Consider the following 22,961-nt stretch of genomic DNA (forward strand, 5'->3'; position numbering starts at 1 on the left):
CAAGCCCCCGACTTAAGTCGTGCAGCTCCCCAAATTTTAGACCCTAGTTCAGCTCCAAAACTCATCTGTGGAGTAAATCTAAAATCTAAAATCTAAAATCTCAAATCGACTGACTGGCTTGGGTGTCCGATCGGGAAACCTTTCTAGGGCAAAGCTAAGGTCGATCGCGCGGCAACTTCCCCAGTCGAAACAAGCAACCGCAACCGTAAATTAAGAGGCAAATATGTCAAAATATGACTCCCATCTCAGATGCTCCTTTTGCGGCAAGTCGCAAGAGTACGTCCGCAAGTTAATAGCTGGGCCCGGCGTCTACATTTGCGATGAATGCGTGGAACTGTGCAATGAAATTTTAGAGGAGGAGTTCTTTGACTCCAGCAAAACAATTGGTCAACAGATTCCCCAATCAGAGGTGCGAGAGTCTCAGGGACAAGGAACGCGGCGCCAGGGTCGATCGAATAAATCGAAAATTGTTTTAGGTCAAATTCCAAAACCGACAGAAATCAAGCAGCATTTAGACAACCACGTCATCGGCCAGCACTCAGCAAAAAAAGTCCTTTCTGTAGCAGTTTACAACCACTACAAGCGCTTGAGCGTCGATCAAGCTAAAGATAGCGACAAGTCTTCCCCCGACAGCGATGTAGAACTGCAAAAATCCAACATCATGCTAGTGGGCCCCACAGGTTGCGGTAAAACTTTGTTAGCGCAAAGTTTGGCGCAAATGCTCGAAGTCCCTTTTGCTGTAGCGGATGCGACGACGCTGACAGAAGCTGGATATGTCGGGGACGATGTAGAAAATATCTTGCTGCGGCTGTTGCAAATGTCCGATTTTGATGTGGAATCGGCGCAGCGGGGCATTATTTATATTGATGAAATTGACAAGATTGCTCGCAAAAGCGAAAACACTTCGATCACTAGAGATGTATCGGGAGAAGGAGTGCAGCAAGCGCTGCTAAAAATGTTGGAAGGAACAGTGGTTAATGTTCCCCCGCAAGGCGGCCGCAAACATCCTTACCAAGATTTTATTCAAGTTGACACTAGCAAAATTCTATTTATTTGTGGCGGTGCTTTTGTCGGTTTGGAAAAAATAGTTGAACAGCGTTTGGGTAAAAAATCCTTGGGCTTTATTCAGCCAACAGAAAGCGACAGCAACTCGACTTTGCCGGCGAAAGACAAGCGGGCCGCTGATATTTTGCAGCAGGTACAGCCGGAGGATTTAGTCAAGTTTGGTTTGATTCCTGAGTTTGTCGGGCGGATACCGGTGGTGACGGTGATTTCGCCGCTGGATGAAGCAGCTTTGATGCAGATATTGACTGAGCCCCGGAATGCGCTGGTGAAGCAGTATCAAAAGCTGTTGAAGATGGACAGCGTGGAGTTGGAATTTCAGCCGGAAGCGCTACGGGCGATCGCCCAGGAGGCCTACCGCCGCAAAACCGGCGCGAGAGCTCTCCGCAGCATTTTAGAGGAGTTAATGCTAGATGTGATGTACGAGTTGCCTTCTCGCAAGGATGTGGCTCACTGTAAGATTACTCCTGAAATGGTCGAGAAGCGATCGACTGCTGAATTGCTGTGGCATCCCGCATGGCACAAACAGCACGAAACTGCATAATTTGTAATCTGTAGGGTGCTTGTGGCGCACCCTGCAAGCTTGGCAAATTTACTTTATGACAGTTAAAAAAATGTCAGTCAATGTAGCTAAAGCCAGTAAAAAATCGAGATTGCCAGTATCCAGTTTGCTGCCGAGGATTGCAATTTACAGCGCGGTTTTGGCTGGCATCATGGCGTCATTTTACGATTTTAAACTCAATCAATTTTTTATCTCCAGAGATCCGCAATCCTCAGAAGCCATACAATATATTAATAGCATCAATAGAGCGCAGCAAGCTTACTATGCAGAGTACGGTAAATTTAGCGATAACATTACCCAACTGGCTATAGGACTTAAAGAACACACCGATGACAATAATTACACGATTGTCTCATCAATGGGCCCGGTTCAAACTTTGCACAATCACCGCCAACCAGCACAATTTGAAAGCGCGATCGCGATCGGCAAACCTAATGATATGAGTATCGGAAAATCCTACACTGGCGCAGTATTTGCTTTTAAAGAAAAGGGTAGCAATATGATAACAACTATTGCGGCAATTTGCGAGAGCGATCGAATTAATGCAAGTTATGCAGAAACTTGGAATCCGCCAACTTTTGACGGGCAAGAAATTCACTGCCAGCCCGGAACAACTATCTTAAGGTAAGACCTTGAAACTATTTTGCGCCACTCTTTCACCGTCCAAGTAAAATTCAAACTTCCAATTTCCCGGCTTGTCATCTTGTTTAAAATTGTACCAACACCAAGTATTTAATCGATCGCCCGTCGTTTTTAAATAAGATTGACTTTGGGCTGCTAATACTCTTTGAGGGTTGACAACCTTACAATAACTTCTATATTCTCCTTCTGGCAAGTTAGCAGCACTTACAGCAAAATAGACTTTTTTGTTTTGCTTCAAAGACCAAACATCCCTAAGTTTCGTTGATTCTAATTCGTCAGTTAACATTACTTGAGTCTTAGGTTTCAAATTTGCTGAGTTGATTACTCGTTTGATATCTACTACTGTTTGAGGTTCGGGAGATTTCCAAAAAAGCGGAATAAAAATAGCAGAAATTGCTGTTAATACTCCGACTGATATCAATACCAGTTTTAAGTTGTTATGCTGCTGAACTACTTCCAGGGGAATCAAAGCATTTAATGCCGCATCTGCGGAAGGATAGCGGTGTTTGAAATTAGGTTCCACCATTTTTTGCAGCCAGTCAAGAAATTCTGGAGTTAGCTGTGGCAACCGATGTTTAAAATTAATCCGCCCGGTATCGTCCATCAAGCTGCCAATTTCAGTAGAATTGATGCCGATTAGCAAGCAAATTAGCGTTGCGCCTAGACTGTATAAATCCGATGCAACAGTTAGCTGGCGGTTGAACATTTGTTCTGGCGGCATAAAGCCCAAAGTGCCTTTAACAACGCTGCTGGCGGCCACTTCTCCCCCGCCGATTCTAGCAAATCCGAAATCGACAAGGCTGACATTCAGGCGATCGTCCACCAAGATATTTTCCGGTTTTAAATCTCTGTGGATGACTGGCGGAACGCGGTTTTGCAGGTATTTGAGGATTTCTAAAACCGAGATAGCAATTTGCTTGATTTGTTCGGGATTCCAGCGGCCAGAATTTGCCAAAGAAGGAGCATTTTTGTATTCTTGCACCATGCAGAAACCCGAGGCGGTTTGGAAGGAATCTAAATAGCGGGGAATGCTGGGATGGTCGAGTTCTCGCAAAATTTGAATTTCTTTTTCGTAAGCTTGATATTCTGACCAATTAGCGCCGGTGCGGGCAAATTGAAATTGTTTGACAACAACCGAACGTTTTGTATTAATTTCGGTAGCGAGATAGGTAACGCGGCCGCCTGCGCGATTGTGTCCGAGTTCGCGAGTTATTTGATAGCCGTAGTTGGAAAAGTCAGGAAAAGCATTCATAGGTAAGTTGTAAGGTTTGTAGTAAGGACGGAAGTCCTGAAAAAGCTTGTAGTAAGGACTTCCGTCCTTACTACGAACAAGTTTTTACGGTTTGATTAAATTGGGTTGAGATTTGCGATACTTGGCAATAATTCTTTTTGGTTTAAAAACAATCAGGTCAATTAGCGGAATTGCAGTAACGGCTAAAGATGCCAGTATCGTTCCTCCTACAAGTAGTATTTCGACTGGTTCAACCCATTCTAATTGAGTCCCCCATTTTAAAAACAGTTGAAATGCTATTCCCAAGCTCGTACAAAACCCGGCAGTAAGAAAAGCTATTTTTGCAGCATCTTCTTCAAGAGTTTTTCTGGCTATCTGCTCGTCAATCAGAGTGTTAAATATATAATTAACTACCTTATAAATCAGGGTTGCCCAAGCTATAATCCAGATGAATATTATGCTTAATAAAACTCCGAATACTCCCCAATAAAAATACAATAAAAATAGTAAAATTACCATACTCATTCCTGCGAGCGTAACATTCATAATACTTCCTAGTATAAAAGCTCCAAGTAAAGTTACTGCGATCGGAAAGCTCGCAGTCCCAGCAAACACAAAAAACATTAATTGATAACCGATTGTGTCCTTCGCGATATCGAAAGCAATACTTCTTAAGAAGGCGAGCGTAACAGACAAAATCACTCCTATTATCCCTCCCCACAAGGCTCTAAACCAATTAAAATCGTGTTTTTTCGATCTAGCTGCTATCGCTATTTCAGCGACTGAAAATCCCAAAAATCCACTTGTAAAAAAGCTCGCAAGTATGATAGTAGTACCCCAAGAAGTAAAAAAGCTACTAGACTCGATATCGCCGAAATTACCAGTCGCATACAAGTGAAGTATTAAGTCTGGTAAGATAAAACAGCACGTAAAACTTGCCAAAATAAAACAGCACATAAAAGTCAGCCTGCGTGCGGACAAACCATTAGTTATTTGCGGTACGGGCAGGGCAGATGTGGTGACTTGCAATTCTCTTGTATGAGTTTCGGGTTCAGAATTTGCGCGCAAGATGATTTGGCGGTTGTAAGTTTGACTTGCCAGCAATTTGCTCGTATCGACTGCGATTTTGCACTCGATATTATTGCTTTCAAATGCCTGCGGTTCAAAGGAGATCCAAGAGTGGTCGTAGGGCGTGTGGGGCGGATCGTTCGGATGCGGCGCGACTTCCCACCTGCCACAAAGTATTGTATCGGGAATTGGGTTGCTAATGGCAATCGTCCCTGTTAAGATTTTTCCATATTCTGTGGCGGTGAATTGAATGCACTCGCGCTCCATTCTTACTTTCGGCAAGCTGCTGACATCCAAAGATTCTAGTGCAGCTAAAGCATCAGCCGCCGACTGATATCTATCTTGAATTCTCGGCGCTACCATCCTGTCCAGCCAGTTCATCCAACCCTGCTGCAACGGCGGTACTAAATGCCGAAAATGAATGCCATAATTGGCATCAACTAAATTACCGACATCCGCAGATTTCGTACCAGTTAACAAGCAAATCAGCGTTATCCCCAAGCCGTAAAGGTCGGATGCTTTTGTTAATTTTCGGTTGAACATTTGTTCCGGTGGCATGAATCCCATCGTGCCTTTGACGACGCTGCTAGCCGCGATATTTCCACCTCCTAGCCTAGCAAAACCGAAGTCTACTAAATAAACATTGAGTTCGTCATCTATTAACAAGTTTTCTGGCTTAATGTCGCGGTGAATTATCGGCGGTTTCTGAGCTTGCAGGTCAACTAAAATCTCTAAAGTTGCGATCGCAATTTGCTTGATATCCGGCGGCGAAAAAGTCCGCGCGACAGCAGATTCGGCATTTTTGTATTCCTGCACCATGCAGAAACCGCTGTCAGTTTGAAAAGAATCGAGATAGCGGGGAATGCCCGGGAAATCCAGTTTTTGCAAAACTTTAATTTCTTGTTCGTAAGCTTCGTATTCTGCCCAGCTAGCACCTAATTGGGCAAATTGAAATTGCTTAATTACAACTAATTTTTGAGTATTTGTATTTTTCGCTAAGTATGTAACTCGGCCGCCGAGACTGTTGTGTCCGAGTTCTTTTTCAATCTGATAGCCCTGAGTGGAAAAATCGGAGAATGCGTTCATATAGTTTGTAGTAATTTTATTGTGGGAGGGGATTCTAGCCCGTCATTAACAGGCATCTTGCCTGTTCCACAAAAAGTTATGTTTTTTGGGATGGGTTTCTATCCTGTCAGCAACAGGCAAGATGCCTGTTCCACAAAGAGTTATTTTTTTTGTGGGGTTATATCCTGTCAGGAACAGGCAAGATGCCTGTTCCACAAAGAGTTATGTTTTTTGGGATGGGTTTCTATCCTGTCAGCAACAGGCAAGATGCCTGTTCCACAAAGAGTTATTTTTTTTTGATGAATCGACATTACCAACATAACTTTTTTCCAAAAAGGCGGCAAGTGCGGTATGATGTGATTTCGCGATCGGTTCTAGCGGGGAGCAGCCGTTAGAGGAAACGGGGAAAGTTCGGTGCAAGTCCGGCGCTGTCCCGCAACTGTAATGAAACCCTTGTGGTTTCTAAAGTCAGAATGCCCGCCGATATCTAACTCACTTTTGAACGCATCTGCGAGGTACGGATGATGGATGGAATTAACACGGCTGTACGCACCAAGCACAGTCTATTTGTTTGCACTGCTTGCGCTAGTGTTTGGAAAAACGGCAAGCGCGAAGGCAAAAGCGGCGGTCAACAATTCATGGAAAATTTGTCGCAACTCGCTAAAAATTGGGAGTTTTCCGATCAATTTGAGATTCAAGAGGTTGAGTGCATGAGTGCTTGCAGTCACTCTTGTGCGGTGTCTTTTGCTGCTGTTGGAAAGTACACTTATCTGTTTGGCGATTTACCAGCAAATGAGTCGGAAAGCGTCGAGGCTGTACTCGAATGCGCGGGTCAATACTATGCTAAACCGGACGGTTTGTTGCCTTGGTCTGAGCGTCCTCAAGCTCTAAAAAAAGGCGTTTTAGCAAAGATTCCACCGCTGGGAAGTTAAGCTCTTTCCTTCCAGGCTTGGCCCATCGGCAATAACTAAAGCCACCAATCCGCCAGGGACTTAAGTCCCTGGCTAATAGCGAAAGTCCTCTAAAGAGGACTGAGAATAAAAATTTTAAACTCATTAGTCCTATGCAAGAGGACTTTCGCTTTGAGGCAGGGGTTTAAACCCCTGCCGGACTGTCGGTTTAACGAGTTTTATGTCCGCAATTGCCTGACCAAAAATTGAAAGATATTCAATCACACTACAACAACTAAATTATCAATGCACAAAATTCCTGTTACTGTCATCACTGGTTTTCTCGGTAGCGGCAAAACTACCTTAATTCGCCACTTATTGCAAAATAATCAAGGCCGCCGCATTGCTGTTCTGGTTAACGAATTTGGCGAAATTGGAATTGATGGAGAACTGCTGCGCGATTGCCAAGTTTGCGACGAAGAAGAAAATGTTAGCAGCAATATTGTAGAACTAACAAATGGTTGTCTTTGCTGCACTGTTCAAGAGGAATTCTTGCCGACTATGCAGGAATTGTTGAAGCGCAGAGAACAAGTTGATTGTATCTTAATTGAGACTTCTGGCCTGGCACTTCCTAAACCTTTGATTCAAGCTTTTCGCTGGCCGGAAATTCGCACCGGTGCTACTGTAGACGGTGTTGTTGCGGTTGTCGATTGCGAAGCTGTTGCTAGCGGTACTTTTGTGGGCGATATCGATGCTTTGACGGCACAGCGGCAGGCTGATTCTAGTTTAGATCACGAAACTCCGATCGAGGAATTGTTTGAAGACCAGTTAGCCTGTGCCGATATGGTACTTTTAACGAAGGTCGATCGCGTAGATGCGGAAACTCACCAGAAAGTCCAAAGCTGGTTGCAGCAAGAGTTGCGTCCGAGTGTGAAAATAGTGCCTTGCAAAGGTGGCGAAATTAACCCCGATGTGCTCATGGGATTTAATGCTGCGGTTGAGGATGATTTGGAGTCTCGCCCGAGTCACCACGACACTGAGGAGGAACACGAGCACGATGATGATATTAACTCGACTTACTTTATTGCCGATCGCGAATTTGAACCTGAAGCTTTGGTCAAAAAACTGCAATCCTTGATGCAGCAGGAGGAAATTTATCGGATTAAAGGGTTTGTGGCGGTTCCCAAGAAACCGATGAGGATGGTGTTGCAAGGTGTGGGTTCGCGCATAGAATATTTTTACGATCGTCCTTGGCAACCTTCCGAACTCCGCCAAACCAAATTAGTGCTGATCGGTCGAGAGCTAGAACGAGAGCAAATTGCAGCTATGATTAACAATTAATTGTCATCTGAGAGGGGCGGGTTTATCGATATTTTGAATTGCAGCAAATATTATTGGCAAACTCGCTCCTCCAAGCTCTCACGAACAATTTATTAACATTATTTAATATTGTGACCGCTGCCAGCAAGTTTGGTATAAAATAGCGATAATGGTTATCATTGTACAATAATCGAGGTCAAGTATGGTGACTGCTGGGGCGATCGAATCAGTTCCTGTTACCGTTCTCACGGGTTATCTCGGCGCAGGCAAAACTACGCTACTGAACCGCATTTTAACACAGGAACACGGCAAAAAAGTTGCAGTCATCGTCAACGAATTCGGCGAAGTAGGCATCGACAACCAACTGATAATTGATGCCGACGAAGAAATTTTCGAGATGAACAACGGCTGCATTTGCTGTACAGTCCGAGGCGATTTAATTCGGATTATCGGCAACTTGATGAAGCGGCGAGACAAATTCGACCACATAGTCATCGAAACAACAGGTTTAGCCGACCCCGCACCCGTAATTCAAACCTTTTTTGTAGACGAAGATATGCGGGAAAAATTGCTGCTAGACGCAGTTGTCACCGTAGTCGATGCCAAGCACATCTGGCAGCACTGGGACGCAGACGAAGCTCAAGAACAAATTGCATTTGCCGATGTAGTTTTGCTCAACAAAACTGATTTAGTGACTGAGGAAGAATTGGCAGAATTAGAAAAGCGAATTCGCGCCATGAATGCAATGGCAAAAATTCACCGCACCCGCAACGCTGAATTACAAATGGATGCTTTGTTGGGCGTCAAAGCATTTGATTTGAACCGGGCATTAGAAATCGAGCCCGACTTTTTGGGCGAGCACGATCACGAACACGACGAAACTGTTACTTCGGTAGCAATAGTAGAATCCGGTGCTATTGACGGCAACAAATTTAGCGATTGGATTGAGGAATTGTTGCGAACTCAAGGGCCGAATATCTTTCGTACAAAAGGCATTTTGAATGTCGCCGGAGACAACAAGCGATTTGTTTTTCAAGGAGTACACATGGTGTTTGATGGCAGGCAGGATCGATCTTGGAAAGCTACAGAAACTCCGAAAAACGAGCTTGTATTTATCGGTCGCAATTTAAACGAAAATCAATTGCGAGAGGATTTCCGTAAATGCCTGGTTTAACTGACATCTTGAAGCATTTTTAATAAGTTTTTTAGGAACAGGCAAGATGCCTGTTCCACAAGAATAAAATTCATCTCTTGTGGAACGGAACAGGCAAGATGCCTGTTCCACACAAAGAAAATTCATTGAAACGGAACAGGCAAGATGCCTGTTCCACAAGAATAAAATTCATCTCTTGTGGAACGGAACAGGCAAGATGCCTGTTCCACAAGAATAAAATTCATCTCTTGTGGAACGGAACAGGCAAGATGCCTGTTCCACACAAAGAAAATTCATCTCTTGTGGAACGGAACAGGCAAGATGCCTGTTCCACACAAAGAAAATTCATCTCTTGTGGAACGGGCATCTTGCCCGTTCTTAAGAAGAGTACAACATCTCAGATTCAATAAATATGGGTAACGAAAAGACAAATAAAAGTGAACTAACTCTGCAATTTCACGCTAAAGAAATGCTGTCTGACTACGTAACTGCTGTTACTTGGTCGCCGGACGGCACAACTTTAGGAGTCTGTTCTGCTGCGGGCGAAGTGATGCTGGCGAAAGTAGGGGTAGTTAATGAATTGTCCTTGCAAACGCTACAAAGTGCTACGGGTAAATCAGCCGATTGCTTGTCTTTTTCCCGCGACAGTCAATTCCTAGCTGCTGGCGGACAAGATGGAAAAGTGCGAATTTGGCGCGTTAATTCTGGGGAATTAATTGCTGATTTGGACAACCAGCGCGTCTGGGTGGATAAGTTAGCTTGGAGTCCCAACTGCAACCAGTTAGCTTTCAGTATGGGCCGCTACGTTCAAGTCTGGAATGTTGAGGATAATGTTGTTGAAGTAACGCTGAATTTCGACTCATCATCTATCCTCGATTTAGCATGGCATCCGATGGTTCAATATCTGGCAGTTAGCGGCTATAAAGGCGTCAAAGTTTGGCATGGGGAAGACTGGGACGAAGACCCGGAAATTTTATCAGTACCTTCTGCAACTGGTGCAATTGCTTGGTCGCCACAAGGGGAATATTTAGCTTGCGGCAATATGGACAATACTCTCATTGTTAATGAATGGGGCAATTTTGAACCGTGGGTAATGCAGGGTTTTCCGGGGAAAGTTCGGCAGTTAGCTTGGTCGGATAAAACTAATTCTTTGGGTGCGCCGTTGTTAGCTGCGGCGAGTTCGGAAGGCATTTCAGTGTGGGAAAGAGACGCTGATGAAAGAGTCGGTTGGGATTCTTGGGCGTTAGAAGTACATGAAAATGTGGTAAATGCGATCGCCTTTCAACCTAGCACATTTTTATTAGCTTCTGCCGCCGCAGACGGTCAAGTTTGTTTGTGGTACGAAGCAGAACAATTGCTGCAAATTCTCAAAGGTGCAGAGGGCGGTTTTTCCTGTCTCGCATGGCATCCCGAAGGCCAGTTTCTCGCCGCTGGCGGCTGTGGAGGCGAATTTCTGGTTTGGTCATAAATCTACGGGCGGCAAAGATTTCGGGGGGCGCTAAGTTCGCATAACGGGCGCGCCTGTTTGACGAAAACATAAACAATTGAAAACTTGGTCTTGACAAAATGCTAAATTACAATACCATTTTAGTGGCTGTACTATCCTCAAAGGCGATCGACAATTATGACCCAACAGCAATTTCTCGAACAACTCAACACTATTCTCGACCAAAACCACCTGCTGAAACACCCGTTCTACCAAATGTGGAACGAAGGTAAACTCGATCTGGCAATGCTGCAAGAGTACGCCAAAGAATACTATCTGCAAGTCCACAACTTCCCCACCTATGTCAGCGCTACGCACGCCGCCTGTGACGACATCAAAATTCGTCAAATGCTCCTCGAAAACCTGATAGAAGAAGAGAGAGGCGCTGCCAATCACCCCGAACTGTGGCTGCGCTTTGCCGAAGGTTTGGGTTTAGACAGAAATGCAGTTATCGATCGCGAACACTTAGAAAAAACCAGCGAATCCGTTCGCATTCTCAAAGACTTAGCGCGCAGCGAATCCCCCGTCAAAGGTTTAGCCGCCCTTTACGCTTACGAAGCGCAAATCCCCGAAGTTTCTACAACCAAAATTGCTGGTTTGAAGGAATTTTACGGCATCCATTCAGAAGCTGCTTTGTCTTTCTTTAAAGTGCACGAAAAAGCCGACGAGTTCCACTCGCAAGCCACCTGCGAAGCGCTGTTAGATCTTTGCCAAACTGAAGAAGCAAAACAAGAAGCGCTGTTAGCTGCTGAGAAAGCAACTTTTGCTCTCAATTTACTGCTTGACGGTGTTTACGAAGCTTATTGTCAAGCTAAGTAAGTAAGCGTAAAAAACGAACGCATAAAAGGAGTTTCAGCTTAATCCGAAAGCCCGCCAGAGACTGAAGTCCCTGGCTAATAGCGAAAGTCCTCGCTATGAGGACTGAAAAACTCATCAGTCCTCATAGCGAGGACTTTCGCTTTGAGGCAGGGGTTTCAACCCCTGCCGGACTGAAACCCCTGCCGGACTATGGCTTGTACCTTAAGTTGACGCTCCTTGGGCAATGCTGTCTCGCTACGGGGAACTTTTTGCCTAAGCAAGCGTAAAAAACCCACAACAAGTAGAGTGTGTGCATCCAAGAGTGTTATCCTCTCTTTCTTGTCAAAATCCCTTGAGTGGGACTGAACAGCAAAGCTACTAAAAATAACCCAAAAACAACTAATACAATTGCCGCACCCGATGGCATATTTAAATAATAGCTGAGATACATACCACTCACGCTAGCTGTCATCCCAAAAATGGCTCCTAATCCCATCATTAAATGTAGCTCTTTTACCAACAAATACGCCGTTATTCCCGGCCCGATTAATAGAGAAATTACTAACAGCGCTCCCACAGTTTGCAAACTCGCCACAATCGTCAACGTAATCGCCGAAATCATTCCGAAATAAATCCAGTTTACAGGCAAACCGGATGCTTGCGCCCCCAGCGGGTCAAAAGTATAAAATAGCAGTTCTTTATAAAACATTTTAACCATCGCCAAAATTATCAAAGTAATGACAAAAGTCTGCTGCACGTCAGCAGGTGCAACTGACAAGATATTCCCAAACAAAAACCCGTCTAAGTCTAATTTGGTTGTCCGTAACAGGCTAATCAAGGTGATGCTAATTGCTAAAAATGTAGCTAGAATTAATGCCATGACGGCATCAATTTTGAGGCGCGATTGTGATTGAATCCACGCCATAATCACGGCGCTGATAATTCCCGATATAAACGCGCCGATCGAAATATTGAAACCTAAATAAAAAGCCACAGGCAATCCTGCTAATACTGAATGGGCAATCATGTCAACCATCATTCCCATTTGTTGTACAATTAAGTAGGAGCCAACAACGGCGCAGAGAATTCCTAGCAAAACGCCGACGCCGATCGCATTTCGCATGAACTCGAATTTTAGCGGCTCAATTAGTAGGTTTAACATTGAATTACATTAATAAGGGGATTTTTTAAACTACTATCAATTTCACAGGCGGGACGCCCGTGCCACCTTCAACTGCACAGGCGGGACGCCCGTGCCACCTTCAACTGCACAGGCGGGACGCCCGTGCCACCTTCAACTGCACAGGCGGGACGCCCGTGCCACCTTCAACTGCACAGGCGGGACGCCCGTGCCACCTTCAACTGCACAGGCGGGACGCCCGTGCCACCTTCAACTGCACAGGCGGGACGCCCGTGCCACTATCAATTTTAAAGATAAATCTTTTTTGGCTTACGCTGAAACTAAACTTAAATCGTATCCATAGGCTTTTTGAATATTGGCTGCGGTGAGAACTTCTCGGCAGGAACCAGTCGCAATTAACTGCTTGTTGAGCAACAATAAATTGTCGTACTGTTTTAAAGTTTCGCCTAAATCGTGGCTGATTACTAGCAATGTTTTATTTTGGGCTTTTAGTTCGGCAAAAATATTGAAAATAATCTCTTCTGTTGCTTTGTCGATCGCGTTAAAAGGTTCGTCGAAGAAGAATAAATCGGCTTGTTGGGCGATCGACCTTGCTAAGAAAATCCGCTGCTGCTGTCCGCCAGACAGTTCGCCAATTTGCCGATCGCGCAAATCCCACATTCCCACCCGCAGCAAAGCAGCTTTCACCAATTCTTGCGACTGCTTCGAGGGACTGCGAAACCAACCAGTCTGGACGGTTCGCGCCATCATTACCGCATTCCACACCGTAATCGGATAATCCCAGTCAATTTGCGATCGCTGCGGCACGTAAGCCACCCGCGACAACTGTTCCTTCAGCAGCCGTCCCTGATATTTGACCAAACCCCGACAGCCCGGGATCAATCCCAGCATCGCTTTCACCATCGTGCTTTTCCCCGCGCCGTTGGGGCCGAACACACCGGTTAATTGCCCCGATTCTAAATGGAAATTCACGCTGTTGAGGGCCGAGATTCCTCGATAATTGACAGCTAAGTCTTGCACTTCTAACATAATTCAAACTTTTGAGAACGATTCTTGTTCGTACCTACTACAATAGGATAACTCGAAAAAGCAATAATGATTATCGTTCCAAAGGTGAAAATGTTAAAGAACTGGGCTGGAAAAACTGGCAGATTGTGCGGTGCGGCTGTTTTGGCAATTGGCTGCGGGCTGGTTGGCTGCAGTGGAGGACAGAACGCCAGCAATCGGGCGCCAGAGAGTCCCGCCGCCACTCAAACTCAAGCCAGTCGGGCCGCCAACTTGCCCAAAGTCGTCGCCACGACTGGCGTTATCTGCGACATAACTAAAGAAATCGCTCAAAGTTCGATCGACACCACCTGTCTAATTAAGCCGGGAGACGACCCCCACGCCTACCAAACCAAGCCGGAAGACCGCAAAGCGATTGAAACAGCAAATCTGATTTTATACGGCGGCTACAACCACGAACCCAGCATCATTAAGTTAATTGAATCTAGCAGTAATTCCGCACCCAAAATCGCCGTACACGAACTCGCCGTTCCCAAACCGCTGATGGGCAAAGACGAGCACGAGCACGGCGAAGAGAAAGGGGAAAACCAACCCCATGCAGAAGGCGAAAAAGTCCCTGACCCTCACGTTTGGCATAACCCTCAAAATGGCATCCGTATGGTAGAAACAATTCGGGATGAATTGATAAAAGTTTCCCCCGCCAATGCTCAACTTTATACAAAAAATGCAGCAAGCTTAACAGATGAGTTGCAAAAAATAGATACTTGGATCAAAGCTCAAATTGCGACTATTCCAGCCCAAAAACGGAAGTTAGTAACAACTCACGATGCTCTGAGTTACTATGCCGATGCTTACGGTTTGGAGATGGCTGGAGCTTTGCAGGGCGTGACGACAGAGGAACAGCCCACCGCCGCAAGAATTGCCGAATTGTCCTCAGAAATTAAGACTGCAGGAGTGCCGACAATTTTTGCCGAAACTACAACTAATCCGAAGTTGATGGAGACTGTGGCGAGGGAGGCAAATGTCGAAATTTCGGACAAAAAGCTTTACAGCGACGAGTTGGGCGGCCCCGGCACCGGTGCTGATACATATCAGGGAATGCTGAAAACTAATACTTGCGCGATTATTTCTGGCCTCGGCGGCAATTGTACTTCGTTTGCAGGAGAAACTGCACCAAATCCCAAACCCTAGACTTTCTAAAGTTCGCCTACTAACAAGCACCTTACATTTGCTGGGTACGCAGCAAAACACAGCGCTCGCAATCGCAGGGGTTTTCGATTGGAAACGCTGCGTTTGCTGCGATGGCCTTAAGGTGAATTTTGCTCCTCGGTACTGGGGGGTTTTTGGCCAATTCCCAATTGCTTCTTAGAGGATTTTAAGTCTTTCCAAAGCATCTTAATATCTTTATAGGCTTTCTCAGCGCTAATTTTCCCCCCTGTTTCTAGCGAGCAAATATAAGTTATTTTTTGAGCAAACTCCTGCAAATTGGCATTAAACGCCAAGTTTTCTGGCGTGAAATCACCGTAGTAGCGATTGCGAGGATGTAAAAAATCTTCCCGCTCTTTCATTGCCCCCTCCTAATTTAACTTTTGGTTTTCAACTTTTGGTTCGGTCTCTGCTGTTAATAGCACTATTTGTACTCACTATCGCGGCGCTAACTTGCTTCTATTGTATTGCGTAAGTAGCAATTGTGCTTTTTCGCTCTGTATTTAGTCTATTAATGCAGTCTTAACCTTAAGTTAGCTTTATTTTAACTTTTCTTTAACCTAAAAGCAAAAAAAATGGGAAATGCGCGGTTCGCATCTCCCTTTAGATATATTTGGCAGTTGTTGATTAACCTTTTCTGAAGCCAAATATTTATTTGTGGCACTCGCAGCCGGTGTGACCGCAGCCTTGGCCGTTGGGGTGGCCGTCAGCGCAAGCACTGGAACAGTATTGTTTGCCGTCTTTTTCAATGGCTTCGCTGACGTTGACAACGCACGAACATGAAGGACAGGCACATTTGGTTTGGGTGGCGGTAGTCATACTTGAGATTCTCCTGGTGGGGTTGTTTGTCTTTACTAAAATCTGAACATATATTCATGTATAAGTCAAGGAAATGTAAAAGTTTTGTTACAAAAGGTTTGCCGATCGCACTAAAATGAAAATGAGAATTAAAACTAGCCGGGAAAAGATGTCACCCAACTCTGCTGTTAATGGAGCGATAACTCAGCCTCACGAACAAAACGATACACCAATGTGCGATCGACCGCACCTAGTTGACAGCTTGCGGGCCGGGGACATCCAAACACAGGTTCTCAACACCGCAAAAGCGCAGCGGATGGCTGAGTTTTTCAGTCTTTTGGGAGATGCGAATCGCCTGCGGCTGCTGTCGGTTTTGGCAAAACAAGAACTGTGCGTTTGTGACTTGGCTGCGGCGTTGAGTATGAGCGAGTCAGCAGTATCGCACCAGTTGCGGGCATTGCGGGCGATGCGTTTGGTAAGTTACCGCAAGGTTGGGAGACAAGTTTTTTATAGTTTACTCGATCGCCACGTTTTTGAACTTTACCAAGCAGTCGCCGAACACTTAGACGAAACCTAATATTATTCTCCTTGGATGGTGTGGCCCGTAGCGACCACAGCTTGTTTGATTGACTCATCAGAAGCTTTGGCTTCCACCGTAACAGTCTTAGCCGTTATATCCACATTGACAGAAGCATCGGATTCAACAGTTTGGATGGCTTTGGTAATTGTATCACCGCAGCCAGAACAGACGATCGACGGAACTTTAAGTACCAGTGCCATAATAAAAGCCAAATATTGTAGATGACAGTATTGATTGTGCTTTTATTTTAATCTAATTTCGCTTTCCAAGCAAAAGTGCGCCAGAATAAATTCTGACGCTACAAAAAGTAACTCTTCCGGCGCAGACTAATAATTAATAACTGATGACTAATGACTGATGACTAATGACTTAGTATCTGGTATGCACCGCCCAACGGCGGCGGCTACAGGCCGCAAACTCGCAACTAAATCAACCATATCTGGTAAAGAAAGAGCTTGCCGCGCGTCAGAAACGGATTTTTCCGGTTGCGGGTGACATTCAATAATTAATCCGTCTGCACCGCAAGCAACCGCTGCTTTGGCTAGTGGTGCGACTAATTCTCGCTTGCCTACGGCGTGAGAAGGGTCTACTATTACTGGCAAATGAGTTAACTGTTTTAGCGCTGCGACTGCACCTAAATCTAATACGTTTCGGGTGTAATTGTCGAAGCTGCGGATGCCTCTTTCGCACAGAACTACATGAGGATTTCCGTGACTGAGAATGTATTCGGCGGCCATCACAAATTCTTCGATTGTGGCTGACAAGCCGCGTTTTAGCAGGACTGGTTTTCCGGCTTGACCGATCGCCTTTAGCAACTCGAAGTTTTGCATATTCCGACTGCCTAGTTGCAGCATATCAGCATAGGTGACAACTGGCTCGATTTGGGCGATCGACATTACCTCTGTCACGACGGGCAAACCGTAACGCCGGCTGACATCGGCTAAAATTTCGAGTCCCTCAATGCCCATGCCTTGGAAAGCATAGGGAGATGTGCGGGGTTTGTAGACTCCGCCCCGCAAAGCTTGCACGGATGTGGCGGATAGTTGGCGGGCGACTGTTTCCATTTGTGCGGAACTTTCGACGGTACAGGGGCCGCCGATGATTAGTAATTCTTGGCCGCCGACTGAGACTGTTTCTGAGAGTTGGACAATTGTCTGGTGTTCGGGTGAGGCGCTGAAATAGATTTCTTAGACAGGTATTGACATTCTTCCCGGATTGGGTAACTATTGAGTTGTAGTATTAGAGGTAAGCAACTTTGGAGACTCAATCAGACGTGACACTCTCAATCGGGGAAGCGGCTAAGGAGCTTGGTATTTCGACAAAGACGCTGAGACGCTGGACTGATGCAGGCAAGATTAAGTTTGAGCGCTCTCCCACGGGACAGAGACGCTTCTACCTTACCGATATCAAGCGAATTACTCCCAGAGACTTAAACCAGGCAGACGATCGAATCACTATCAACTATGCCAGAGTTTCTAGTCATGACCAAAAAGAAGATTTAAAGCGTCAAGCTGCTGTTTTGGAATCGTTTAGCGCTGCCAATGGCTGGCAATTTGAAACAATTCAAGACTTAGGCTCTGGACTTAATTACAAGAAAAAAGGACTGACAAAACTACTCAAACGAATCATGTCCGGTGAGGTTGGCAGACTTGTTGTTACTCACAAAGACAGGCTTCTAAGGTTTGGTTCCGAGTTAGTTTTCGCAATGTGTGAGGAATTTGAATGCGAGGTAGTAATAGTCAATAAATCGCCGGATGAATTGAGTTTTGAACAGGAATTAGTTCAAGATATGATTGAATTAATTCAGGTTTTTAGCGCTAGACTTTATGGCGCTAGAAGTCACAAAAACAAAAAACTGATTGATGGTATAGCTAAAGCAGTGGAGGACGTAAAATAATGCTACTCAGTTTCAAGACGGAATTAAAACCTAACAATAGACAGGTGACTCTATTCCGTCAACACTGTGGAGTAGCCAGACACGCTTACAATTTTGGCAATGCTATTATTCAGGAAGCTTTACAACTTAGAGAGGCTGATAAAACAATCAAAATTCCCTCTGCTATTGACTTGCACAAACGTCTAGTCGCTGAGATTAAACCAGCTAATCCCTGGTATTATCAAAGCTCCAAAGCAAGTCCACAACAGGCTCTGGCAGAGGTAAGGACGGCATGGGATAGATGCTTCAAAAAAGTCTCTAAACAGCCTAGATTCAAGAAGAAAGGCAAGTCTAAAGACAGTTTTTATCTTGAGCAAGGCACTAAAGCAAAACCTGGTATCAGCAATGATGGTAAGCGAGTTAAACTCCCTAAAATTGGTTGGGTGCGATTGCACGAACCTCTCCCCATTACGGCTACTCATAATTGCGTAATTAGTCGCACTGCCGACAAATGGTTCATAGCCATCAAGTATGAGATTGAACAGCCACCAATACCTCTAAATCGCCCCTCTATTGGTGTTGATATTGGTATTAAGGAATTAGCTGTCACCAGTGACGGAAAGGTTTTTGCTAACCCCAAAGCTTACCGCAAAATGAGTAAGAAAATGAAGCGATTGCAGCGCTCTGTTAGTCGCAAAGTTAAAGGCTCAAAGAACAGAACTAAGGCAGTTAGAAAGCTGGCAAAACTGCATTCTAGAATTTCATTCATCCGCAAAGATGCTATTCATAAACTCACCAATCATCTCGCTAAAAACCACAGCGTGATTAAAATTGAGAATTTGAACGTCAAAGCATTTTTGAAAAATCACAAATTGGCGGGTGCGATTGCCGATTGTGGAATGTACGAATTTAAGCGACAACTTGAATATAAAACTGAGAAATTTTCTAGTCAGTTGATTTTAGTTGACCGCTTCTTTCCTAGTTCTCAAATCTGTTCAAATTGTAGGAATCACCGCCACAAAATGCCATTAAAGAATCGAGTCTATGTATGTCCTGATTGCGGTCATACAGAGGACAGAGACTTGAACGCAGCTAAAAACATTGAGCGATGGTTTGAAGGAATTCACATTCCGATTCGCTCAGATTAAGTAAGTCAAACGGTAAGCTCTACCGAGATTGCCTGTGGAGTAGGCAAACCCTTAGAAGTCATTCTGAGACTACGCTGAAACAGGAAGTAAACACTAAAGTCCAAAACTTTCGAGCAATGGGTAGCTTTGGGTAAGTTTTATAGAGCGGATGAGATTTGGTTGCGAGTTTGGCTTCTAACATGAGGGAATTCTCCGGGAAATTTAAGTGGGTGGTTGAAAACAAAAAACCCGGAACTTTTAGGAGTTCCGGGTTGGTGCGAAAAGACAGCGCGACAATTTACCCAGAACTCTTGTTGGGCCAAAAATAAAAGCTGTTGTGCCAGTTACTGAATAATGTCATCGGTGTTTTCGCTTGTGCTCGATTGGTTGTTGGGAAAAGAAGTAGAAAAAACAAAACCGCAGGTGTTAATCTGCGGTTCGCCTGGATGTTCACAGTGAATTACCAATTCACTCCGGGCGAACTTGGCTGCACCAAAAATAAAAATAGCTGTTGGCTGTGAACTTCGCTGTGAACATAGGTGAAGTGCTGCGATTTGTGGATTAAACACAATACTATTCGATAACCTAGCACAGAGTGGTAGGAATGTCAAGCATTTTTTTGCAAAATGTATGGAAACGGCAATGGCGTTTAACTCGGCGTGGTTGTCGTTTTTTGGCTATGTCTGTTATTCTATCGATATAGGGACAAGTCCATAAGTCCTTATATCGACAAGTAGCCCTATCCGATCGCGCGCCTGTGTGTCAGGCTAGACACATAGACAAATCGATATAGCGATATGGAAACTTTGACTGCAAGTAAAACTGTGTCCGTAAAAATCTATCTACCTGAAGAGACAAGAGCCAAGTTCAAAGCATCTTGCGCCATGCGTAGCCTCAGCATGAATGAGGTTCTGTTGGAGTACATCGAAACTTGGTTACAGGAAAACGAACCCGTTTTAGAGCCAAAGCCCCAGCGGGTCAAGACGATCGCCAAAACTGAGGAAACAGACTGATGACCAAGAATTTCAAAGGTGGTACCCGCCACGCGATCGATCCGTGGAATCAATCCCAAATCGAAAATCGAAAATCCTTGCATCCCCCGAATTTATCTCGCGCAAGTCAATCCAAAATCCAAAATCCAAAATCTAAAATCGAATGACCGATCGACTATATCGAATAAACGGCATCCTCGAACAAACCGCGAGGGACAAATGCTGAGAGATTCAGATAACCCAGAGAAATCTTGGGAGGATTTAGAAGCCGAACTGCTTCCTCACCGTCCTTTTTATGCCCCCGGCGAGACTGAAATTGAAAAAGACCTTTATGCTAAGCGACGATGTGCTCAGCAAAAAATGAAGGCTGAAAAACGCCCCGATATTGCAGGCCGCTCTTATTACTACTGCACGGAGACCAATAATGATGACTAACTCGAATTACCGACTGCTACCTGCCAGAGATGAGTATGTCCAAGTGTCTATCTATCTCAATCGGGTGCATTTGGACGGATATACGCCCGATCGCGCGATCGCAAAATTGATCGAAATGGGTTATGCTCCTACTTTGCAATATCAGTGGAATCCACAACGAAATGAGTTTGATTTATTTGCTTTGATTCACGATCGCCCGATCGCCGATTCACTGATGGATAAACAGGCTTGTGATGCTCTCTGGGCTGCTTTTAACGAATCTTCGCTTTATGTGATTGGTTGCGAGGCGGCGCAAAATCCTAACTGGCTAGCGGCACGCAGCTTTAACGATCCGCGCCGTCACGCTACGCCGGAGGAAATCGAGCCTTTGGAAGCAAATGCTACGGCCGCTGCTTAATATTTTAGTCCTGAGCGCAACTGGCACAAAAAAGGTACGTAGTTGCGCTTAAGCGCTCTTACTTAATATCTATGAAAGAGCGCTCTCTTGGCAACTACGTGGCTCAAAAATCTTTAACTTTTGCACACTACGGATATTCGATCGCCCGATGGGGTTGGAGGAGACGGTGCCGTGCCCAAAGATTCTTCTTAAGGGGGATGCAAGGGGATATGGTCTTGGCTATAAACCAATACGGTTCAGTTAAGGAAAATTGTAGCGAAAATGTTGGGTTTCTATTTTGAGAAAAAGATTTGTAGGGGCGGGTTTCACAAACAATCATCGTCAATAATCCACAATCTCGTAAACCCGCCCCCACCCAACGGTAAATCGACCTCGTTTTGCGAGGAAATCAAGGTTCATGTAGGTTATTGGTGGGGTGGGGGCGGGTTTATTTAGATGGTTTGTATTTGTTAGATATTGTTGGTAAAACTCGCCCCGACAATTCCCAAAATGATTAGTCCCAGGGGCGGGTTTATTTAGAGGGTTTGTATTTGTTAGATATTGTTGGTAAAACCCGCCCCGACAATTCCCAAAATGATTAGTCCCAGCCGAAGTCTCGATCGCACAATTCGGCCAGTCTTTGGTTGTGCGATCGAAAATATGCTCTCAATTGCTCGTATACTGTATCGCTGATGGGCGGATATTCGGTGGCGTTGTATTTTTCGTAGGTTTGTAGTTGGTGCGGCGGCAATTCTAGAAATTCTAAGACGCTGTTGTATGTGCCGAAGGTATTGGTATACAAGTCTTCGCTTTTGAGGATTAAAAGTTGTGATTTGGGAAAAAGTTTCATCCACGCTGGGAGTTGATCGGCGTAAATGCCGCGGGTTAGATAACTGTGGTGTTGGTGTTCGTAACTGTAGTAGTTTGGGTCGGCTTGGAGTTTTTCTATTTCGCCTTTGAGTCTTTTGGGTTCGGAGGCGATCGCACTTTCTAATGATAGGGATTCGTAGCCTATTTTTATATAGTAATAATAGTGGGAGATTGCGCGTTCTACTGGGTTTCTCAGGAGGGCGATTATTTTAACTTTGGGAAATAAATCGTGGATTCGTTGCGGAACTTGGGGGTGACAGATGTAGTAGGGGCTGGCTTCTCCGGTTACTAGATTTTCGCCTGTTTGGGGCTGGGGAAATTGGGAACAGTACCAGTCTGGGCTTTTGTCGAAGTTGAAGTCGAAGTAATGGATTTCTTTTTGGGCGGCGGGGGCGATTTGGGGATGTTGGATTAAGTAATTGTACAGAGATGTTGTGCCGCCTTTTTGGGCGCCGATGATGATGAAGTCTGGGGGTTTGGGAGTTTGTTTCATGGGTTGTAGGTTGATTTTTTTCACTTGTACTGACAGTGTTTCGGATTTGGCCTTTGTACCGATAGTCCGCCGGGGGTTTAAACCCCCGTCTCATAGCGCAAGTCCTTTGAAAAGGACTGAAGATGTATTTATTTATCTAATATCTTAATATTTGATTAGTCCTCATAGCGAGGACTTTAACTATGAGACGGGGGTTTTTAACCCCCGACGGGTTGGGCGCAAAATGAAAAGTGGTAGGTTGATTTTTTGCACTTGTACTGACAGTGTTTCGGATTTGGCATTTGTACCGATAGTCCGCCGGGGTTTAAACCCCGGCGGGCTGGGGCGCAAAACGAAAAGTCGATCGCGCTGACATCTTGCACTATTTTGAAGAACAGGCTGTCCGGCCTGTTTTACAAAAGTTCAATTTTCTTGTGGGGAGTAGGGGGTGGGCCGGAGAGCCCGCCCCTAAAAGGCTGATTGACAATGGTGCAAGAGTTGATCTCGCACTTTGACAATCAAGCATCCAGGATACAAGCCCCCAATTTATCCGTGGGGTCAATCCTTCAATTCTTTAATCTAAAATCTAAAATCTAAAATCTAAAATCTAAAATCGATTGACAGGCTTAACCACTGGATCGCCTACTCTACATTCTAGATGCCGGTGGTTGAAACCGAGCCTAGACAAACAATGCCTGCTTGGGCGGGCTGGGAAATACACGGTATACGATCGCGATTGCTGTTTTTGGGCGATCGAATTAACTCTCGCTCTGACCGCTGACATTTCAATTTAACTCGATTAGAGT

General features: G+C 45.0%; 25 protein-coding genes and 1 riboswitch. Of the genes, 16 read left to right on the forward strand and 9 right to left on the reverse strand.

Annotated features, from left to right (window positions below):
* Nucleotides 1-223 precede the first annotated feature (223 nt).
* Nucleotides 224-1,606 carry an ATP-dependent protease ATP-binding subunit ClpX gene (gene clpX, locus OSC7112_RS20265; RefSeq protein WP_015177657.1) on the forward strand — a complete coding sequence of 461 codons (1,383 nt, stop codon included), beginning with the start codon at nt 224-226 and terminating at the stop codon, nt 1,604-1,606.
* A gap of 55 nt (nt 1,607-1,661) precedes the next feature.
* On the forward strand, nt 1,662-2,252 hold the full coding sequence (locus OSC7112_RS20270; RefSeq protein ID WP_015177658.1) for a type IV pilin-like G/H family protein: 591 nt from the start codon (nt 1,662-1,664) through the stop codon (nt 2,250-2,252).
* On the opposite strand, the gene OSC7112_RS20275 is transcribed toward OSC7112_RS20270, so the two are convergent.
* Complete coding sequence (locus OSC7112_RS20275) at nt 2,244-3,518, reverse strand: serine/threonine protein kinase (protein WP_015177659.1); 1,275 nt, start codon at nt 3,516-3,518, stop codon at nt 2,244-2,246. The two genes, OSC7112_RS20270 and OSC7112_RS20275, sit on opposite strands and share 9 nt — an antisense overlap.
* 84 nt (nt 3,519-3,602) lie before the next feature.
* Entirely contained in the window at nt 3,603-5,651 is a 2,049-nt protein-coding gene (locus tag OSC7112_RS20280) for a serine/threonine protein kinase (RefSeq protein ID WP_015177660.1), read from the reverse strand.
* Nucleotides 5,652-5,982: 331 nt separating this feature from the next.
* A riboswitch (cobalamin riboswitch) is annotated at nt 5,983-6,129 on the forward strand.
* A gap of 22 nt (nt 6,130-6,151) precedes the next feature.
* On the opposite strand from OSC7112_RS20280, the gene OSC7112_RS20285 reads away from it, so the two are divergent.
* From OSC7112_RS20285 to OSC7112_RS20305, 5 genes are all read left to right on the forward strand, one after another.
* Nucleotides 6,152-6,562, forward strand: a complete 411-nt coding sequence (locus OSC7112_RS20285) for a DUF1636 family protein (protein WP_317623912.1) — start codon at nt 6,152-6,154, stop codon at nt 6,560-6,562.
* Nucleotides 6,563-6,826: 264 nt separating this feature from the next.
* Nucleotides 6,827-7,861, forward strand: a complete 1,035-nt coding sequence (gene cobW / locus OSC7112_RS20290) for a cobalamin biosynthesis protein CobW (RefSeq protein WP_015177662.1) — start codon at nt 6,827-6,829, stop codon at nt 7,859-7,861.
* Nucleotides 7,862-8,042: 181 nt separating this feature from the next.
* A complete protein-coding gene (locus tag OSC7112_RS20295; protein ID WP_015177663.1) occupies nt 8,043-9,014 on the forward strand; it encodes a CobW family GTP-binding protein in 972 nt (323 codons plus the stop codon).
* Between the two features lie 391 nt (nt 9,015-9,405).
* Nucleotides 9,406-10,461 carry a WD40 repeat domain-containing protein gene (locus OSC7112_RS20300; RefSeq protein ID WP_015177664.1) on the forward strand — a complete coding sequence of 352 codons (1,056 nt, stop codon included), beginning with the start codon at nt 9,406-9,408 and terminating at the stop codon, nt 10,459-10,461.
* A 156-nt stretch (nt 10,462-10,617) separates the two neighbouring features.
* Entirely contained in the window at nt 10,618-11,298 is a 681-nt protein-coding gene (locus OSC7112_RS20305) for a CADD family putative folate metabolism protein (RefSeq protein WP_015177665.1), read from the forward strand.
* A 304-nt stretch (nt 11,299-11,602) separates the two neighbouring features.
* Here OSC7112_RS20305 and OSC7112_RS20310 read toward each other — a convergent pair whose 3' ends face one another.
* Complete coding sequence (locus OSC7112_RS20310) at nt 11,603-12,439, reverse strand: metal ABC transporter permease (RefSeq protein ID WP_015177666.1); 837 nt, start codon at nt 12,437-12,439, stop codon at nt 11,603-11,605.
* A gap of 288 nt (nt 12,440-12,727) precedes the next feature.
* Nucleotides 12,728-13,447, reverse strand: a complete 720-nt coding sequence (locus OSC7112_RS20315) for a metal ABC transporter ATP-binding protein (protein WP_015177667.1) — start codon at nt 13,445-13,447, stop codon at nt 12,728-12,730.
* 66 nt (nt 13,448-13,513) lie between these two features.
* Here OSC7112_RS20315 and OSC7112_RS20320 point away from each other — a divergent pair, with 66 nt between their 5' ends.
* Nucleotides 13,514-14,614 (forward strand): metal ABC transporter solute-binding protein, Zn/Mn family, encoded by a 1,101-nt coding sequence (locus OSC7112_RS20320; RefSeq protein ID WP_015177668.1) that lies wholly within the window; start codon nt 13,514-13,516, stop codon nt 14,612-14,614.
* A 116-nt stretch (nt 14,615-14,730) separates the two neighbouring features.
* Here OSC7112_RS20320 and OSC7112_RS20325 read toward each other — a convergent pair whose 3' ends face one another.
* Complete coding sequence (locus OSC7112_RS20325) at nt 14,731-14,991, reverse strand: DUF7219 family protein (protein ID WP_006631574.1); 261 nt, start codon at nt 14,989-14,991, stop codon at nt 14,731-14,733.
* A gap of 289 nt (nt 14,992-15,280) precedes the next feature.
* Complete coding sequence (locus tag OSC7112_RS35985) at nt 15,281-15,448, reverse strand: metallothionein (protein ID WP_015177669.1); 168 nt, start codon at nt 15,446-15,448, stop codon at nt 15,281-15,283.
* Nucleotides 15,449-15,596: 148 nt separating this feature from the next.
* On the opposite strand from OSC7112_RS35985, the gene OSC7112_RS20330 reads away from it, so the two are divergent.
* A complete protein-coding gene (locus tag OSC7112_RS20330) occupies nt 15,597-16,004 on the forward strand; it encodes an ArsR/SmtB family transcription factor (protein WP_041623315.1) in 408 nt (135 codons plus the stop codon).
* A 2-nt stretch (nt 16,005-16,006) separates the two neighbouring features.
* Here the strand turns inward: OSC7112_RS20330 and OSC7112_RS20335 are convergent, their stop codons facing one another.
* The gene (locus tag OSC7112_RS20335) at nt 16,007-16,207 is read right to left on the reverse strand and encodes a heavy-metal-associated domain-containing protein (protein ID WP_015177671.1); all 201 of its coding nucleotides are present in this window, start codon (nt 16,205-16,207) and stop codon (nt 16,007-16,009) included.
* Nucleotides 16,208-16,354: 147 nt separating this feature from the next.
* The gene (aroF, locus tag OSC7112_RS20340) at nt 16,355-17,191 is read right to left on the reverse strand and encodes a 3-deoxy-7-phosphoheptulonate synthase (RefSeq protein WP_041622646.1); all 837 of its coding nucleotides are present in this window, start codon (nt 17,189-17,191) and stop codon (nt 16,355-16,357) included.
* Between the two features lie 71 nt (nt 17,192-17,262).
* On the opposite strand from aroF, the gene OSC7112_RS20345 reads away from it, so the two are divergent.
* The 6 genes from OSC7112_RS20345 to OSC7112_RS20370 all read left to right on the forward strand — a co-directional run bounded on the left by OSC7112_RS20345 (nt 17,263) and on the right by OSC7112_RS20370 (nt 20,834).
* Entirely contained in the window at nt 17,263-17,904 is a 642-nt protein-coding gene (locus OSC7112_RS20345; RefSeq protein WP_015177359.1) for an IS607 family transposase, read from the forward strand.
* Nucleotides 17,904-19,031 (forward strand): RNA-guided endonuclease InsQ/TnpB family protein, encoded by a 1,128-nt coding sequence (locus OSC7112_RS20350; RefSeq protein ID WP_041622580.1) that lies wholly within the window; start codon nt 17,904-17,906, stop codon nt 19,029-19,031. The genes OSC7112_RS20345 and OSC7112_RS20350 overlap by 1 nt, the downstream gene beginning before the upstream one ends.
* A gap of 776 nt (nt 19,032-19,807) precedes the next feature.
* On the forward strand, nt 19,808-20,023 hold the full coding sequence (locus OSC7112_RS20360) for a plasmid partition protein ParG (protein ID WP_015177672.1): 216 nt from the start codon (nt 19,808-19,810) through the stop codon (nt 20,021-20,023).
* Entirely contained in the window at nt 20,023-20,169 is a 147-nt protein-coding gene (locus OSC7112_RS39975; RefSeq protein WP_015177673.1) for a hypothetical protein, read from the forward strand. Before OSC7112_RS20360 ends, OSC7112_RS39975 begins: the two co-directional genes overlap by 1 nt.
* Nucleotides 20,170-20,221: 52 nt before the next feature.
* On the forward strand, nt 20,222-20,437 hold the full coding sequence (locus tag OSC7112_RS39980; protein WP_015177674.1) for a hypothetical protein: 216 nt from the start codon (nt 20,222-20,224) through the stop codon (nt 20,435-20,437).
* Nucleotides 20,427-20,834, forward strand: coding sequence for a hypothetical protein (locus OSC7112_RS20370; RefSeq protein ID WP_015177675.1), 408 nt, complete (start codon nt 20,427-20,429; stop codon nt 20,832-20,834). The genes OSC7112_RS39980 and OSC7112_RS20370 overlap by 11 nt, the downstream gene beginning before the upstream one ends.
* Before the next feature lie 577 nt (nt 20,835-21,411).
* Here the strand turns inward: OSC7112_RS20370 and OSC7112_RS20375 are convergent.
* Nucleotides 21,412-22,176, reverse strand: coding sequence for a sulfotransferase domain-containing protein (locus OSC7112_RS20375; protein ID WP_041622649.1), 765 nt, complete (start codon nt 22,174-22,176; stop codon nt 21,412-21,414).
* A gap of 596 nt (nt 22,177-22,772) precedes the next feature.
* On the opposite strand from OSC7112_RS20375, the gene OSC7112_RS39985 reads away from it, so the two are divergent.
* Nucleotides 22,773-22,949 (forward strand): hypothetical protein, encoded by a 177-nt coding sequence (locus OSC7112_RS39985; protein ID WP_190274240.1) that lies wholly within the window; start codon nt 22,773-22,775, stop codon nt 22,947-22,949.
* Nucleotides 22,950-22,961 lie beyond the last annotated feature (12 nt).

The sequence above is a fragment of the Oscillatoria nigro-viridis PCC 7112 genome, assembly GCF_000317475.1.
Classification (GTDB): domain Bacteria; phylum Cyanobacteriota; class Cyanobacteriia; order Cyanobacteriales; family Microcoleaceae; genus Microcoleus; species Microcoleus nigroviridis.

What these genes read in the sequence shown, in the direction of transcription:
- clpX (WP_015177657.1), top strand. Translation starts at nt 224, where the DNA reads ATGTCAAAATATGACTCCCATCTCAGATGCTCCTTTTGCGGCAAGTCG.
- OSC7112_RS20270 (WP_015177658.1), top strand. Translation starts at nt 1,662, where the DNA reads ATGACAGTTAAAAAAATGTCAGTCAATGTAGCTAAAGCCAGTAAAAAA.
- OSC7112_RS20275 (WP_015177659.1), bottom strand. Translation starts at nt 3,518, where the DNA reads ATGAATGCTTTTCCTGACTTTTCCAACTACGGCTATCAAATAACTCGC.
- OSC7112_RS20280 (WP_015177660.1), bottom strand. Translation starts at nt 5,651, where the DNA reads ATGAACGCATTCTCCGATTTTTCCACTCAGGGCTATCAGATTGAAAAA.
- OSC7112_RS20285 (WP_317623912.1), top strand. Translation starts at nt 6,152, where the DNA reads ATGATGGATGGAATTAACACGGCTGTACGCACCAAGCACAGTCTATTT.
- cobW (WP_015177662.1), top strand. Translation starts at nt 6,827, where the DNA reads ATGCACAAAATTCCTGTTACTGTCATCACTGGTTTTCTCGGTAGCGGC.
- OSC7112_RS20295 (WP_015177663.1), top strand. Translation starts at nt 8,043, where the DNA reads ATGGTGACTGCTGGGGCGATCGAATCAGTTCCTGTTACCGTTCTCACG.
- OSC7112_RS20300 (WP_015177664.1), top strand. Translation starts at nt 9,406, where the DNA reads ATGGGTAACGAAAAGACAAATAAAAGTGAACTAACTCTGCAATTTCAC.
- OSC7112_RS20305 (WP_015177665.1), top strand. Translation starts at nt 10,618, where the DNA reads ATGACCCAACAGCAATTTCTCGAACAACTCAACACTATTCTCGACCAA.
- OSC7112_RS20310 (WP_015177666.1), bottom strand. Translation starts at nt 12,439, where the DNA reads ATGTTAAACCTACTAATTGAGCCGCTAAAATTCGAGTTCATGCGAAAT.
- OSC7112_RS20315 (WP_015177667.1), bottom strand. Translation starts at nt 13,447, where the DNA reads ATGTTAGAAGTGCAAGACTTAGCTGTCAATTATCGAGGAATCTCGGCC.
- OSC7112_RS20320 (WP_015177668.1), top strand. Translation starts at nt 13,514, where the DNA reads ATGATTATCGTTCCAAAGGTGAAAATGTTAAAGAACTGGGCTGGAAAA.
- OSC7112_RS20325 (WP_006631574.1), bottom strand. Translation starts at nt 14,991, where the DNA reads ATGAAAGAGCGGGAAGATTTTTTACATCCTCGCAATCGCTACTACGGT.
- OSC7112_RS35985 (WP_015177669.1), bottom strand. Translation starts at nt 15,448, where the DNA reads ATGACTACCGCCACCCAAACCAAATGTGCCTGTCCTTCATGTTCGTGC.
- OSC7112_RS20330 (WP_041623315.1), top strand. Translation starts at nt 15,597, where the DNA reads ATGTCACCCAACTCTGCTGTTAATGGAGCGATAACTCAGCCTCACGAA.
- OSC7112_RS20335 (WP_015177671.1), bottom strand. Translation starts at nt 16,207, where the DNA reads ATGGCACTGGTACTTAAAGTTCCGTCGATCGTCTGTTCTGGCTGCGGT.
- OSC7112_RS20350 (WP_041622580.1), top strand. Translation starts at nt 17,904, where the DNA reads ATGCTACTCAGTTTCAAGACGGAATTAAAACCTAACAATAGACAGGTG.
- OSC7112_RS20360 (WP_015177672.1), top strand. Translation starts at nt 19,808, where the DNA reads ATGGAAACTTTGACTGCAAGTAAAACTGTGTCCGTAAAAATCTATCTA.
- OSC7112_RS39975 (WP_015177673.1), top strand. Translation starts at nt 20,023, where the DNA reads ATGACCAAGAATTTCAAAGGTGGTACCCGCCACGCGATCGATCCGTGG.
- OSC7112_RS39980 (WP_015177674.1), top strand. Translation starts at nt 20,222, where the DNA reads ATGCTGAGAGATTCAGATAACCCAGAGAAATCTTGGGAGGATTTAGAA.
- OSC7112_RS20370 (WP_015177675.1), top strand. Translation starts at nt 20,427, where the DNA reads ATGATGACTAACTCGAATTACCGACTGCTACCTGCCAGAGATGAGTAT.
- OSC7112_RS20375 (WP_041622649.1), bottom strand. Translation starts at nt 22,176, where the DNA reads ATGAAACAAACTCCCAAACCCCCAGACTTCATCATCATCGGCGCCCAA.